The following is a 14,225-nucleotide window of genomic DNA, read 5'->3' as shown; positions in this document are numbered from 1 at the left end:
GTCCGAGACCGAAGCGCAGTGAGGGAACATGCCCACCGATCGCGACCCGTCCACCACAGGCAACCGCCGGCTCGCCGCCACGCGAAGAAGCAATCCGGGACATACGGGGCGCAGACGCCGCAGCGCAGGAGCACAGCCCGTCGGCTCGGTGACAGTACTCAGCATTGTCGATCGGATTGTTGCCGGGGTCGTGGACGGCAGCATGGACTGGCCCAAAACAATGCGGCTGCTCGTGATCGTCGGCGTGGTGTGGGCGCCGGTCACGACCAGCGCCGAACACGTTCTGCGGTTGGTTCTCCGGTGACGACGTTGGCGGCGCGCACCGGGGACGCCGAAGGGCTCGAGCACATCACCATCCGTGAACTCGCCGAGGCGATCGGCGTCCACAGTGCGTCCATCAGCAAGTGGCGAAGTCGGCACGACGACTTTCCGGAGTCCTCGGTAATGGGCAGCGACGGTGAGGTTTTCGCCATCGCGGAGCTGCAGTTCTGGCTCGACAGGCGGATCGTGCCACGCATCGTGCGGCGACCCGGCGAGTCCGCTACGTCCACCTATGGGGACCGGTTTCGCACGTATCTCGAGACTCCCGTCAAGGGGAACGAGAAGAACGATGTGGAGGCGCTGCGCCCTTCGGCCATGCGTGATCTGGAAGCGCTGTGGTACAGCGACTTCCGGTCGCTCGGCGTCACGTTCGTGCAGTATCTCGACGCCGCCCTGCTCTTGACGGCAACCTGGGTCGTCGACCGGGCGACGTGGGATGAGGTCGAAAAGTGCGCCGGGATGGTGCGTTCGATCGAAACCCGGGTCGGGCCCCTCCTGCGTGGATTCGGTATCGGGTTCGTTGCCGAAACATTGCTGCGCCCGCTGCACGGTGTACCCGCAGGCAATACGCAGCGGCTCGTCAAGATGTGTGCGCTCCTCGGCATCCGCGGGTTCGAGAGGATCTTGTCGTCCTTCGCCAATCGGTTCGGCCCTGACAGCGGCAGTTACCACACCCCCGAGGAAATCGCCGCGCTGATGGGCGCCTGCGCAGCGCCAGCACAGCACAGCGGCCTGACCATTGGTGATCCGTACTGTCGTGCGGCAGAGCTGGTACTAGCGGTGCCCACAGCTCCGGACTCCGTTCGGCCGGTGGTACACGCGGTGGGAGCTGATACGGCGGCGGCGCACCGGAGCCAATTGCGGCTGCTCGTGCATGACCTCGCTGGCACTGTGGTTGCGGCGGCGCGGCCACCCTGGCGCCGAGCCGACGGACCGCGATTCGATGCTGTGCTCACGAACCCGCCGTTCGGCTCCGAGTTACCGGACGCTGACCGTCTCGAATGGATTTTCGGTGCGCCGCCGAATCATCGCGCCGATCTCGGATGGCTGCAGGCTGCGCTGGCGCAGACCTCCGACGACGGGACCGCGGTGGTATTGATGCCCGCATCGGCCGCCGAGCCGCGCGACAAGAAGTCGTCCGTGATCCTCCGGAAGGCAGTCTCCTCGGGTGCGTTGCGAGCGGTTATCCGATTGCCGCGCTCACTGTTTCCGGTGACTTCGGTGGACGTCACGGTGTGGGTATTACGTCCGCCGGGATGTCGTGAGGAAGCAGACGGCCGGGTGGTGTTCGTGGACGCGACCGGATTGACGAGGAAAGCGCACGACAGGGACAAACCACGTCTTGTCGGCATCTCCCAGATTGTCGACTACGTGCGTAGGCGGGTTGTGCTGGGTGACAATGATGTTCGGGAACTAATCGTGCAGGGGCCTCGGAATGTCGCACGCGGATCAGTCGTCGCGGTGCCGAAGGCGGATATCGAGAAGCACGGTTTCCAGCTCACTCCTGACACCTATCTCGGTAAGGCAACCGAGATAGGTGTAGGCGAGGAGCACGCCCCGGCGACCGAATCGGTGCTTCGGAAGGTTGGGGAACTGGCGGATCCTCCTGCGCCGGTGCGTCGTGCCACCTCGGCGCTGCACGATCCGCAGAGCGGATGGAAGCGCAAGCAGCTCGGCGAATTGTGCGAGATCAGAACGGGCCGGTCGCCGCTGCGCGGTGCCGAGATCGATCGAGATGCGAAGACCGGGCTCAAGATGTTGCGGCCGCGCGATATCAGTCCACGCCGCATCGATCTGCGGAAGGCAGGGCGGGTAGGTACGGCCCCTGCGGAGCTCACCGTCGTCGCGGGGGATCTGCTATTCGTGCGGGCAGGGCAGGTCGGTGAGGTCGCCCTCGTCGGCGCTGCCGAGTCCGGGGCGGCCTTCGACTCCAACCTCATGCGGTTGCGGCCCGACCCGTCGCACGTAGACCCACACTTCTTGCTCGAGCACCTGCTCAGCTCTGCCACACGGGCATATCTCCGCTCCGTGGCAACGGTCAATACGGTCCCGTCGATCAGCGGGCGTCGGTTGCGCGAACTCGTCATCGATCTCCCACCGTTGGACGAGCAGCGAGAGATCGTGGAAACGCTTGTCGCACACGAGAGGCGGATCGCCGCAGTACGTTTCGCGCTCGAGGGGATGATCGAATCCCGTGAGCGGGTGGCCGGCGGGTTGATGAACGGAACTCTCGAAGTCCGCCGGGCCGACCCGGACAGGAATTGCGCAGCCGCTAGCCGCGAGAACACCGCGCGGGGTCGAAGTCTCGGCTAGGTTGTGCTGCATTGAGAGACGGAAAGCGTAGGGGTGGTTGTCTTGTCGGGTGAGCAGCAGTCGGCCGGTGGTGGGCCGACACACCTGTGGACGATCGTCGGCAGTGTCGCGGGGGTGCTCGGGGTGGTGGCTACGGTGCTCGTCGGGGTGGCGCAGTGTTCGACGGATTCCGGGGAGGGTGGAACGGGGCCGGTGTCGACGGTGACGGTGCAGGCTTCGACTGCGGCACCGACGACGGTCGCGACTACCACTGTTCAGGCCACCACGAGCGTGCCGTCATCGGGTACGTCCGCGAACCCCGGTGCGCTGCCGTCGGAATCGCCGAGCAAGACGACGCTGCATTTCGGGCCGTACGGCAATGAGCGCGTGTGTCAGAGCGAACTGGACAAGGTGATGCTCGGGTCGGCGAATTTCATCACGCGCGGTTGCCATGAGGGCAACTACGAGCGCGGGTCCGGGTGGTATTTCGACTACAACTGATGGGGTGCCGTCGGTGGTGACGGCACCCCGGGGGATCAGCCGTAGTGGCAGATGTAGTGCATGGTGTCGACGACCTCGATGTCGAACGAGCTGTCGCCGGGGACCTTGAACGACTCGCCCGCGCGGTAGGTGATCGGGGTGGAGTCACCGGCCAGGGTCACCTTCGCCTCGCCCGCGACCAGTTCCATGATCTCCGGGGCGCTGGTGGTGAAGGTCAGGCTGGACGGCTGGATGACACCCACCGACTTCGAGGTGCCGTCGGGCAGCTCGAGGCTGTAGCTGACACATTTGCCGTCGAAGTAGACATTGGCCTTCTTGCTGACGGAGACGTTCTCGAACTTCGACATGGGTCCTTCCAGAAACTTAGGGGAGGCTCAGTCTAGCCAAGAGGGTTTGTGCGCCAGGACGCGCGCGGCCTCGGTGGGATCGCGTTGTGCCAACAGCGCCAGAATGCGAGCGGCCAGCTCCGGCACACTTTTCGTGGCGGCATTGAAGACGATGATCAGATCGGCATAAAATCACGGTGCACCAGCATGTTTCGCATGCCTCGCACCAACTTCCAAGGGATCTCCGGTTGTGCATCCCGGGTCTCCTGCGTCAATGAGGAGGCCGCTTCGCCGATAATCGACAGCTGCCGGATCACGCCGTCTTGGCGGAGGTCGTCTTTCTGAAACCCGAGAAGTCGAGGCCCTCGAGGTAGGACGCGATTCTGTAGTGGGCAGTGACGATGTCGGCAAGATACAGATCTTCACGCCGCGAGATGCAGGTCCTTCGCCTCAGCCAAGACGGCATCACGAATGAACCAGTGCAGGTACTTCTTCGGAACGACATCGACCCTTCGACCGAGAAGCTTCTCCAGCTCTTCTTGGAATCCGAAGAATTCCAGCCCGATATCGGTGTCCGGCTTCAGGGAGTAGAGCAGGTCGATGTCGCTGTCCGGTCTGTCGGATCCGCGGGCTACAGACCCGAAGACCGACAGCTCGACCACGTCGTACTTCTCGCACAGCGCCCGCAGCTGCGGCATGAGTGCCTCGAAATCGATCGCCATCTCGTCTCCTCCGGGGACACAAGGTCAGGCTGCTGATTCCAGCTTAACGGGACGTGCCGCGGTGTCAGCTGCCGTAGCGGGCCAGGACCGAGCTGGCTTCCTGGGAGGCGGTGCCTTCCTGGGCCAGGTGGGTCATGGCTTCGGGGATTTCGCGGCCGTGGTGGGTCATGGCCTGGGCGTAGAGGCGGCCGGCTCGGTAGGAGGAGCGGACGAGGGGGCCTGCCATGACGCCTGCGAAGCCGAGTTGTTCGGCGACCTTGGAATGTTCGACGAATTCCTCGGGCTTCACCCAGCGGTCCACGGGGTGGTGGCGCGGCGACGGGCGTAGGTACTGGGTGATGGTGAGGATGTCGCAGCCGGCTTCGTGCAGGTCGCGCATCGCTTCGGTGACCTCTTCGGGGGTTTCGCCCATGCCGAGGATGAGGTTGGACTTGGTGACCAGGCCTGCCTCGCGGGCCGCGGTGATCACCGCGAGGGAACGCTCGTAGCGGAACGCGGGGCGGATGCGCTTGAAGATGCGCGGCACCGTTTCCAGGTTGTGGGCGAGCACCTCGGGGCGGGTGGAGAACACCTCGGCGAGCTGGTCGGGGTCGGCGTTGAAGTCGGGGATGAGCAGCTCGACACCGGTGCCGGGGTTGAGGGCCTTGATGGCGCGCACGGTTTCGGCGTAGAGCCAGGCGCCGCCGTCGTCGAGGTCGTCGCGGGCCACACCGGTGATGGTGGAGTAGCGCAGACCCATGGCCTGCACGCTTTCGGCGACGCGGCGGGGTTCGTCGCGGTCGAGGGCGGCGGGCTTGCCGGTGTCGATCTGGCAGAAGTCGCAGCGGCGGGTGCACTGTTCGCCGCCGATGAGGAAGGTGGCCTCACGGTCTTCCCAGCATTCGAAGATGTTGGGGCAGCCCGCTTCCTCGCAGACGGTATGCAGGCCTTCGCGTTTCACCAGGCCCTTGAGCTCGCTGTACTCGGGGCCCATGGTGGCGCGGGTGCGAATCCACTTGGGTTTGCGTTCGATCGGCGTTTCCGCGTTGCGCGCCTCGATGCGCAGCAGCTTGCGTCCGGCGGGGGCAGAGGCGTCTACGGAGCTCACTGGACCGACTCTACGCTCGGGGCCCGCTCGGGCGCGGGGCCGGTGGTGCGATCGATGTCATGCGGGCGGACGGGAATTTCTCCGTCGAGCGCGGCAACAATCGCGGTGGCGACGAGCGGCTTGATTTCGGCGACGGTGACCTCGCGGCCCAGCTCGCGGGTCAGGGTGGTGACACCGGCGTCCTTGATGCCGCAGGGCACGATGGCCTGGAAACCGTCGAGGGCGGAGTTGCAGTTGAGCGAGATGCCGTGCAGGGCGACGCCGCGTTGCACGCGCACCCCGATCGCGGCGATCTTGCGTTCGGCGAAGTAGTCGGTGGCGGGCAACCACACTCCCGATCGGCCCTCGACCCGTCCGCAGGTGATGCCGAGACCCGAGATCACGTCGATCAGCGCTTCCTCGAGACGACGCACGTACTGCACCACATCGACCGGTTCGGCCAGCCGGATGATCGGGTAGCCGACGAGCTGCCCCGGCCCGTGCCAGGTGATCTTGCCGCCACGGTCGACCTGCACCACCGGGCTGCCGTCGATGGGCAGATCGTCGGCCTCGGTGCGGCGGCCCGCGGTGTAGACCGACGGGTGCTCCAGCAGTAGCAGCCGGTCGGTGCCCTCGCCTGCGGCGCGTTCGTCGGCGATCTGCCGTTGCAGCTCCCAGGCGGCGTGGTAGTCGATGAGTCCGAGATCCTCGACCACGATCGGGGTCGTATCGAATCGGGCGGACGCGGAGGGGCGCGTGTCGTTCACGATCCTGACGTTACGCCCGGCGACCGACGACGCCAACGGATGGTGGGGCCGCCGTGTCGCACGGTTGCCGAGAGGACGCGGGGTCACATGCCCGCGACGTCGACCAGCGGGGCGGGATAGTCGGAGCCGGGCAGGTCCGCGCGCCACGGCCGGTGGACGGCGCCGCCCGGCAGGTGGGCGAGTTCGGGGAGGTGGCGGCGGACGTAGGTGCCGTCGGGGTCGTGACGGTCGGCCTGGCGGAGGGGGTTGAGGACGCGGTTGGGGCGCGTGTCGGTTCCGGTGCCCGCGGCCCACTGCCAGTTGAGCTGGTTGTTGGCCAGATCGGCGTCGACGAGCCAGTGCAGGAAATGGGCGGCGCCGATCCGCCAGTCCAGGCGCAGGGTCTTCGTGAAGAACGACGCGGTGATGAGGCGGGCGCGGCCGGGCATCCAGCCGTCGGTGACGAGCTGACGCATCGCCGCGTCGATGATCGGGTAACCGGTGCGGCCCTCCTTCCACGCGGTGACGGCCTGGGGATCTCGGCGCACCGGGAACGGGCCGGGGCGCAGGCTGGTGGACGCGGTGTCGGGACGGGCGGCGAGCATCTGATGGTGGAAGTCGCGCCATGCGAGCTGGCGGGCGAAGGCATGACCGCCGTCGGTGGACAGGTCGGTGCGGTGCACGACCTCGACCGGGGACAGGCAGCCGAAGTGCAGGTACGGCGACAGGTGCGAGGTGGCATCGGCGGCGAGGTCGTCATTGCGGTCGGCGTAGTCGTCGATCGGGCCGGCCAGCCACTTGTTCAGGAGCGCGCGGGCGGTGATCTCGCCGCCGGTCGGGCAGTTCGGGGAGGGTTGCCCGGGCGACAGCTCGGCGACGGAAGGTATTGCCGCACTGGGGATGTCGGGTACGGCGAGCGCACGGGGGCTGTCCAGTGGACGGCGTCGATGGGTGTCTACCCAGCGGCGGAAGTACGGGGTGAACACGGCGTAGTAATCGCGGCCGGTGGCTGGTGCCAGGGCTGATGGGTCGACTGCGGTGATCACGGCCGAGTGTGGGTGAACGGTGCAGTCCGGACGTCTGGCAGTCGTCACCACGCGCGTGGTTCGCGGTGGGGGAGCATCGGTCGACAGTGCTGCGCGCAGGGCGTCCTCACGTCGGTTGGCGAAGGCGCTGACGTCCTGTGCGACGTGTACCGACTGCGCCCCGGTTTCCGCGACCACCCGCGCGACCTCGGTGGCGACGTGACCACGACGCACGACGAGGCGCCCGCCTATGTCACGCAAACCCGCGTCGAGTTCGGTCAGGGCGCTCGCGAGGAAAGCCGCCCGGTTGGGTGGGCAGCGGTCGGGCACGATTTCGTCGTCGACGACGAACAGCGGCACGACCGTGTCGGCGGACCGGCGGGCGGCGTCGAGGACGGGATTGTCGGCCAGGCGCAGGTCGCGCGTGAACAGGGCGATCGAGACGGTCATCGGGCGCAGAGCGGGGCGATGTCGGTGCGCCCGCCGGTGGTCGGCGTGGTCAGGTACAGGCAGGTGTTCTGGCCTGCCGTTTCGATCGCGGTGTGGATGTCGTCCCACGCGGCGGCGTCGAGGGTGGGTGTGCGGGACAGGACGAAACCGGACAGGCGGCTCGGCGAAGTGACCAGCGCCCACGAGTACTCCGGGCCGAGCGCGGTGACGATGTAGTTGGTTTCTCCGTCCTGACCGGGTACGCCGGGGAAGGAGACGTTCAGCTGGGCGTTCGTGGCGGGGTCGGTGACGGTGGCGGTGCCACGGATTTCGTCGATGCCGCCCGACCAGGTATGGCAGCGGTTGTGCACGGCGACATCGCCTCGCTCGTCGAGCGAGTAGGTGGCGGTGGTGTCGCGCGCGCACGCGAGGTTGAACGGTTGGGGTACCGCCGCCAGCTGGTGCCAGACGCCGAGGTACCGGTCCAGATCGAGGGACGGAACGGGAGCCGGGGGCGCCGCGGCTGCTGTGGCCGAGGACAAAGCGGTGATCGCAAGGGCGACGAGGGCGGTCGCCGCCGAACGGCGGAACGCGGATGGTAGGGCGATACGCACAAAGGCTCCTCGAAATTGTCGGTAGCGATAGCGTACCAAGAAACGATGCATAAATGATTCATCGAGCGAGAGGGTGCGTCGACGGTCGGACGACTTCGGCCGTATCGGCGATGCCGCTTCTGGGTGCGTGGGAGAGATCTGCCGGCAGTGAAGAGGGCGCGCGTTCGGTGAGCGAGCGGTTCGCAGGACGGCGTCGAGCCACGTCGGTAAGGCGGGATGATCGGGTTATCGGCAAGAATGGAGCGATGTCCGCCGGTTCAGCCCCTGTCTCCGATGCGGCCGGTTACACGGTGCGCGCCGTGGCGGACCGGCTCGGGATTCCGACTGCCACTCTGCGTAGCTGGAACCGGCGCTACGACATCGGTCCCGCGCAGGATCGCCCGGGCAAGCACCGCCTCTACACCGAGGCCGACATCGCCGCGCTCGAACGCATGCTCGCGCTGATTCGTGACGGCGCGAGCCCGGCCGGTGCCGCCGCCACCGTGCGCGGCATCGCCGTGCTGCCCGGCGATCGCTTGCCGCTGCTCGAGGCCGCTTTCGCCCTCGACTCGGGGCGGGTGCTCGCTCAGCTCGAGGCAAACGTGCGCGCGGTCGGCGTCGTGGAAACCTGGGACGGATTGTGCAGACCCGCCTTCGCCGATGTCGTGGCGCGTCAGAGCAGTGGCGAGGGCTGTATCGACGTCGAACACCTGCTGTCGTGGTGCATCACATCGGTCATGCAGCGCACTCATACCCCGCACTCCCGCCCCGACCACACCATCCTGCTGGCCTGCACGGGTGGCGAAACCCATTCGCTACCTCTCGAAGTGCTGCGCGCCGCCCTGGCGGAGCAGGGCGTAGGCGCGCGCATGCTCGGCGCGGATGTGCCGACCGTCGCCCTCGCCGACGCACTGGCCCGGCCGAGCGGACCGACCTCGGTCCTGCTCTGGTCACAACGCGAATCCACCGCGTTGACCTCAGCGGTGGTCGCCGGCCTGGCCGCCGGGGCGCAGGTGTTCGTCGGCGGCCCGGGCTGGCAGGAGGTGCTGCTGCCCACCGAGGTGCAGCGCGTCGACGGACTGGCCGAAGCGGTCGCCCTGCTCGGCCCCGACTCCTCTCGGCTCGCCGACACCGAAGCCGCTGCGAATCAACGACAGTGACGCCCGGTCGGCTATCTACAGACCACGCGCATAACGGACGGACGCGGCCGCTGCCTCCATGTCGACGACCAGGCCGGGTTCCCGTTCCATGGCTTCACGGAATTCGAGCATCGCGTCATCGACCGTGCTGCGTCGCGCCAGCGCGATCAGCTCTCGACGCGCGTAATCGCTCAGCGGCATCCCCGCTGCGACCGCACGGCTGGTCTGGGTCAGCGGCCGAGGAGGTGGCGGAGGGTTTGTTCGAGGTCAGGGGTTCGGAAGGGGTGGGCGGAGGCGGTGAGGCGGGTGGGGGTGACTCGTTGGCCGGCTTCGGCGAGTTCGCGGGCGCCCTGGCGGCCGAGGAGTAGGGCGGGGCCGAAGGAGGGGACGGGTAGCAGGGCGGGGCGATGCAATACGTGGGCCAGGGTTTGGGTGTAGTCGGTATTGCGGACGGGGTTGGGGGCGACGGCGTTGACCGGTCCGACGAGTGCGGTGTCCCAGAGTGCGCGGTGGTAGATGTCGAGGAGGTCGTCGATGCCGATCCAGGACTGCCACTGGGTTCCGGGGCCGATGCGGCCGCCGAGGCCGGCGGTGAAGAGGGGGCGCAGCAGGCGCAGGGTGCCGCCTGCGGGGGATTGGACGATGCCGGTGCGGATGCGGACCACGCGGACGCCCGCGTGCGCGGCGGGTTCGGTTGCCGCCTCCCAGGCCGCGACCACGTCGGCGAGGAAACCGTCTCCGCGCGTGGAGTTCTCGGTGAGGACCTCGTCGCCGCGGTCGTAGCCGTAGTAGCCGATGGCGGAGGCGGAGACGAAGGTGGGGACACCGCAGCGGGCGGCGGTTTCGGCGAGGGCGCGGGTGGGGCCGATACGGCTGTCGGCGATCGCGTGGCGGTGTTCGTCGGTGAAGCGGCCTGCGATTCCGGCGCCCGCCAAGTGGACGACGGCGTCGACGTCCTTCAGCAGCTCCGGTGCGGGATCGTCAGGGTTCCAGTGGCGTTCGGCGGGGTCGTTGGTCGGGCGGCGGACCAGGCGGATCACCCGGTGCCCACCCGTGGACAGGAACGCGCACAAGGCGGTGCCGACCAGCCCGGACGCCCCGGTCACCGCGATGGTCCGGGCGGCGAAACCTGTTGCGGCGGCATGCTGGTGAGCCGCGAGATCACCGGCGAGCTGGCGATAGCGATAGTCGAACATCGGCTGCAGCAGGCGGGTGGGAATCGGGGTGTCGACGCGGTCGATCACCGCGGTGTGCTCGGGGTCGACCTCGGCGAACTCGTGGGTATGCCGCCACGGCAGCAGACGGCCGAGGGGCGCTGAGGCAAGTCCGTCGACGGCGACCTCGTCGGCGAAAGACGCGGGCGGATCGTAGGCCGCGGGGTCGTGCCGGGCGATCCAGCGCAGGCCGCCGGGAAGACCGAGAACCGCGGCGCCACGGGCCAGGTCGGAGGATTCCGCGAGCAACCGCACCGGCTGCCACGGCGGCGCCAATCGGGTGAACGCGCCGGGCCGCTCGAACCAGCGGAACACCTCGGCGCGGGGTGCTGTGACAACGCTCGAACAGTCGATGCCCATAACCCGACTGTAGCCTTCCCCGGACGGACGATGAAGCGTTCAAGCATCGTTTCGCGACTACGGGCCTGCCAGAATTCGGGGCCCGCCGGTGAAAGGCTGCGGAATGTCAGCGCGGTTCGAGAGGGAACAACCTCTGCATGAGCGTGAGATCCATCCAGCGACCGAATTTATGACCCACCTCGGGCAATTCGCCGACGACCCGGAACCCGAACCGTTCGTGGAGGACGATCGATGCGGCGTTGCCGGACTCGATGGCGGCGATCATCGCGTGCACGCGTCCGGAATCGGTTGCGCGAGCGATCAATTCGGTGAGCAGGGCGGTAGCGACACCGCGACGCTGGAAACGCTCACCGACATAGACGGAGTTCTCGACGGAATACCGGTAGCCGGTTTTGGGCCGCCACTGCCCGTAGGACGCGTAACCGGCCACCTCACCGTCGATCTCGGCGATCAGCACCGGCATCCCCGCCGCGGTGCGGTCGGCGAACCAGGTGAGCCGGTCGTCGAGATCTACCTGATCGGTGTCCCAGATCGCGGTCGACTCGGCGATGTTGGCGTTGTGGATCTCCAGCACGGTCGGCAGGTCGGCTTTGTCGGCGTCGCGAATCAGCATGGGCGCCTTCATGATCGGCCGACGGTCGCGGCGAGCGCCGCGCCGATGGTCGGATGCTGGAAGGTGTAACCCGCCTTTTCCAGTGCGGCGGGAATGGCCCGTGGGCCGGTGAGCAGCGCCTCGTCCGCGAGCTCGCCGACCGCCGTCCGCAACGCGAACGCCGGCACGATGAGAGGGGCGGGGCGATGCAGGGCGCGACCGAGCGCGCGGGTGAATTCGGCATTGGTGACCGGAGCCGGGCCGACGGCATTGATCGGCCCGGACAGGTCGGGATGGGTGAGCGCGAAGACGATCGCGCCCACCTCGTCGTCCAGGGAGATCCACGGCGTGTACTGGCGCCCGCTGCCCAAACGACCACCGAGCCCGAGCCAGTACAGCGGGTGCAACATGCTCAGCATCCCGCCGTTGCGGGCGAGCACCACCCCACTGCGCACCAGTACCGTGCGCACTCCCGCATCGGTGGCGGGCGCGGTGGCCGCTTCCCAGTCGCGACACAGGGTCGCGAGGAAACCTGTTCCGCTGGAAGCGGTTTCCTCGACGATCGAGTCGCCGGTCGTGCCGCCGTAGTACTGCGCGCCGCTGGCGTTCACCAGCGTCGGCACGCCCGCGGCGGCGACTGCCGTGGCGAGGACATCGGTGGGGGTGATCCGGCTGTCACGCAGCAATTGCTTGTAGCTGCCGTTCCAGCGGCGCGCACCGATACTCGCGCCGCACAGATTCACCACCGCGTCGGCCCCGCGCAACGCCCGCTCGTCGAGCTGGGCGCGCGCGGGATCCCACGCGAATTCGTCCGGTGCCGCGGGGGCGCGGCGCACCAGCCGGGACACCTCGTGCTCGTCGCGGCGCAGAGCCGCGACGAGCGCCGTCCCGATCAGCCCGGACGAACCGGCGATGACCACCTTCATCGAAATGACCTGCTACAGCCCGAGATCGGCCTCGAACGCCGCCTCTTCCAACCGGTGCTTGATGGTGGTGAGGAAGCGGCCCGCGTCGGCGCCGTCGATGAGTCGGTGATCGTAGGTGAGCGGCAGGTACACCATCGAACGCACACCGATGGACTCGCCACCGGTCTCGTCGGTGACGACCACCGGACGCTTCACGATCGCGCCGGTACCGAGCATGCCCGCCTGCGGCGGAACCAGGATCGGGGTGTCGAACAGCGCGCCCTCGGAGCCGATGTTGGTGATGGTGAAGGTGCCACCGGACAGCTCGTCGGGCTTGAGACCACCGTTGCGGGCGCGGTTGGCGATGTCGGCGATCGCGCGGGCCAGCCCGGCCAGCGACAGGTCGCTGGCGTTGTGGATGACCGGCGAGAGCAGACCCTGCTCGGTGTCGACCGCGATACCCAGGTGCACCGACGCGTGGTAGGTGATCTCCTTGGTTTCCTCGTTGTAGGAGGCGTTCACGTTCGGGTGCACACCGAGGGCCTCGACGACGGCCTTGGCGAAGAACGGCAGGTACGTCAGGTTGACGCCCTCGCGGTTCTTGAACGAGGCCTTCGCGAGCTGCCGCAGATGCGCGATCTTGGTGACATCGGCCTCGTGGACCTGGGTCAGCTGCGCGGTGGTCTGCAGCGATTCGCGCGTCTTGGTCGCGGTGATCTGCCGGATGCGGCTCGCCTTCTGGGTGGAACCCACGAGACCGGCCAGCTTCGGAGCCGCCGTCTGCTTGGCCGGGGCCGCGGCGGGGGCCGGGGCGGCGGCGGGCGCGGGCTCCGGTGCCTTCTTGGCTTCGGCGGCGGCGAGCACGTCCTGCTTGCGGATGCGTCCGCCCACACCGGAACCGGTGAGGCTCGACAGGTCGACGCCGTTTTCCTCGGCCAGCTTGCGCACCAGCGGAGTCACGTACGGGGTGCTGCCGTTACCTGCCGACGCGGCCTGCGCGGGCGCGGGCTTGGCGGCGGGTGCGGGCTTCGGCGCGGGGGCGGGCTCAGGCTTCGGAGCCGGTGCCGCTTCCTGCTTCGGCTCGGGCTTCGGTGCCGGCGCGGGGGTGGGCTTCGGCTTCGGCTCCGGCGCGGGGGCGGCGGCGGGCTTGCCGCTGCCGATCACACCGAGCTGACCGCCGACGGCGACGACGTCGTCCTCCTGCGCCGAGATCTCGAGCAGCGTGCCCGCGACCGGCGAGGGGATCTCGGTGTCGACCTTGTCGGTGGAGACCTCGAGCAGCGGCTCGTCGACGGCGACCTCGTCACCGACGGCCTTGAGCCAGCGGGTGACGGTGCCCTCGGTGACGGACTCGCCCAGCTCGGGCATCTTCACGGGGGTACCGGACGACGCGTCGGCCTGAGCGGGCGCGGCGGCGGGCTCGGGGGCCGGTGCCTGCGCGGCAGGCTCGGGCTCGGGTTCCGGCTCGGGTTCCGCGGCCACGGATTCCTCGGCGGGCGCGGGGGCGGAAGCGGGGGCTTCGCCGGCGTCGCTGATCACGCCGAGCTCACCGCCGACCTCGACGACATCGTCTTCCTGGGCGACGATCTTCGACAGCACACCGGCGGTGGGCGACGGGATCTCGGTGTCGACTTTGTCGGTGGAGACTTCGAGCAGCGGTTCGTCGACCTCGACCGTGTCTCCTTCCTGCTTCAGCCACCTGGTCACCGTTCCCTCAGTGACGCTCTCACCAAGAGCCGGCATCTGGACGGAGAAGGCCATGTCCTCTGACTCCTCTGACTGTTCGACGGGTAATACAACAGTGCTTCGACCCCGGTGGGCATTACGTCGCGGGTCGCGGCGTGTGTCCACCCCGACCGTGTGGCGGGACTCCCGGGAATCGTTGGTTCTTGTTCCGGCAACCATCCTTGCACTCGCCCGCCGCGTCTGTGGCGCTGGGCGGCAATCCGTGCGGAGCTGGCACCATGGAATGTACGGCGGTGAGCAGAATTCCG

Annotated in this window: 15 protein-coding genes and 1 pseudogene; 4 read left to right on the top strand and 12 right to left on the bottom strand. The window is 68.1% G+C overall.

Annotated features, from left to right (window positions below):
* The first annotated feature begins 28 nt into the window (after nucleotides 1-28).
* The 3 genes from ACSVDM_RS17785 (at nucleotide 29) to ACSVDM_RS17775 (ending at nucleotide 3,114) form a co-directional block, all read left to right on the top strand.
* Nucleotides 29-304, top strand: coding sequence for a hypothetical protein (locus tag ACSVDM_RS17785; protein ID WP_439266288.1), 276 nt, complete (start codon nucleotides 29-31; stop codon nucleotides 302-304).
* 203 nt (nucleotides 305-507) lie between these two features.
* A complete protein-coding gene (locus ACSVDM_RS17780) occupies nucleotides 508-2,634 on the top strand; it encodes an N-6 DNA methylase (RefSeq protein ID WP_439266287.1) in 2,127 nt (708 codons plus the stop codon).
* Between the two features lie 33 nt (nucleotides 2,635-2,667).
* Nucleotides 2,668-3,114 carry a hypothetical protein gene (locus ACSVDM_RS17775; RefSeq protein ID WP_439266285.1) on the top strand — a complete coding sequence of 149 codons (447 nt, stop codon included), beginning with the start codon at nucleotides 2,668-2,670 and terminating at the stop codon, nucleotides 3,112-3,114.
* A gap of 35 nt (nucleotides 3,115-3,149) precedes the next feature.
* Here ACSVDM_RS17775 and ACSVDM_RS17770 read toward each other — a convergent pair whose 3' ends face one another.
* The 7 genes and pseudogenes from ACSVDM_RS17770 to ACSVDM_RS17740 form a co-directional block, all read right to left on the bottom strand.
* Entirely contained in the window at nucleotides 3,150-3,461 is a 312-nt protein-coding gene (locus ACSVDM_RS17770) for a pyrimidine/purine nucleoside phosphorylase (protein ID WP_067496065.1), read from the bottom strand.
* 155 nt (nucleotides 3,462-3,616) lie between these two features.
* Nucleotides 3,617-3,778: pseudogene (locus tag ACSVDM_RS17765) on the bottom strand (HepT-like ribonuclease domain-containing protein); the annotation flags it as partial.
* 84 nt (nucleotides 3,779-3,862) lie between these two features.
* A complete protein-coding gene (locus tag ACSVDM_RS17760; protein WP_439266283.1) occupies nucleotides 3,863-4,162 on the bottom strand; it encodes a nucleotidyltransferase family protein in 300 nt (99 codons plus the stop codon).
* Between the two features lie 64 nt (nucleotides 4,163-4,226).
* The gene (lipA, locus tag ACSVDM_RS17755) at nucleotides 4,227-5,249 is read right to left on the bottom strand and encodes a lipoyl synthase (protein WP_181699387.1); all 1,023 of its coding nucleotides are present in this window, start codon (nucleotides 5,247-5,249) and stop codon (nucleotides 4,227-4,229) included.
* Nucleotides 5,246-5,995 (bottom strand): lipoyl(octanoyl) transferase LipB, encoded by a 750-nt coding sequence (gene lipB / locus ACSVDM_RS17750; protein ID WP_067643319.1) that lies wholly within the window; start codon nucleotides 5,993-5,995, stop codon nucleotides 5,246-5,248. Before lipB ends, lipA begins: the two co-directional genes overlap by 4 nt.
* Before the next feature lie 83 nt (nucleotides 5,996-6,078).
* Nucleotides 6,079-7,449: a cryptochrome/photolyase family protein gene (locus ACSVDM_RS17745; RefSeq protein WP_439266280.1), complete on the bottom strand. Its 1,371-nt coding sequence runs from the start codon at nucleotides 7,447-7,449 to the stop codon at nucleotides 6,079-6,081.
* On the bottom strand, nucleotides 7,446-8,042 hold the full coding sequence (locus ACSVDM_RS17740; RefSeq protein WP_439266279.1) for a lipocalin family protein: 597 nt from the start codon (nucleotides 8,040-8,042) through the stop codon (nucleotides 7,446-7,448). Before ACSVDM_RS17740 ends, ACSVDM_RS17745 begins: the two co-directional genes overlap by 4 nt.
* Nucleotides 8,043-8,287: 245 nt before the next feature.
* On the opposite strand from ACSVDM_RS17740, the gene ACSVDM_RS17735 reads away from it, so the two are divergent.
* A complete protein-coding gene (locus tag ACSVDM_RS17735; protein WP_439266277.1) occupies nucleotides 8,288-9,181 on the top strand; it encodes a MerR family transcriptional regulator in 894 nt (297 codons plus the stop codon).
* A 15-nt stretch (nucleotides 9,182-9,196) separates the two neighbouring features.
* Here ACSVDM_RS17735 and ACSVDM_RS17730 read toward each other — a convergent pair whose 3' ends face one another.
* From ACSVDM_RS17730 to sucB, 5 genes are all read right to left on the bottom strand, one after another.
* On the bottom strand, nucleotides 9,197-9,361 hold the full coding sequence (locus ACSVDM_RS17730) for a hypothetical protein (protein ID WP_439266275.1): 165 nt from the start codon (nucleotides 9,359-9,361) through the stop codon (nucleotides 9,197-9,199).
* A gap of 29 nt (nucleotides 9,362-9,390) precedes the next feature.
* Nucleotides 9,391-10,734 carry a TIGR01777 family oxidoreductase gene (locus ACSVDM_RS17725; RefSeq protein WP_439266274.1) on the bottom strand — a complete coding sequence of 448 codons (1,344 nt, stop codon included), beginning with the start codon at nucleotides 10,732-10,734 and terminating at the stop codon, nucleotides 9,391-9,393.
* Between the two features lie 106 nt (nucleotides 10,735-10,840).
* On the bottom strand, nucleotides 10,841-11,347 hold the full coding sequence (locus ACSVDM_RS17720; protein WP_439266272.1) for a GNAT family N-acetyltransferase: 507 nt from the start codon (nucleotides 11,345-11,347) through the stop codon (nucleotides 10,841-10,843).
* Nucleotides 11,348-11,355: 8 nt separating this feature from the next.
* A complete protein-coding gene (locus tag ACSVDM_RS17715) occupies nucleotides 11,356-12,252 on the bottom strand; it encodes a TIGR01777 family oxidoreductase (protein WP_439266270.1) in 897 nt (298 codons plus the stop codon).
* Between the two features lie 12 nt (nucleotides 12,253-12,264).
* Entirely contained in the window at nucleotides 12,265-13,992 is a 1,728-nt protein-coding gene (gene sucB, locus ACSVDM_RS17710) for a 2-oxoglutarate dehydrogenase, E2 component, dihydrolipoamide succinyltransferase (protein ID WP_439266268.1), read from the bottom strand.
* Between the last annotated feature and the right edge of the window lie 233 nt (nucleotides 13,993-14,225).

Origin of the sequence: Nocardia sp. JW2, assembly GCF_051843015.1 — a bacterium.
Lineage (GTDB): Bacteria > Actinomycetota > Actinomycetes > Mycobacteriales > Mycobacteriaceae > Nocardia > Nocardia coubleae.
The sequence above is the reverse complement of the archived record's forward strand: the minus strand, read 5'-3'. Positions and strand labels throughout refer to the sequence as shown.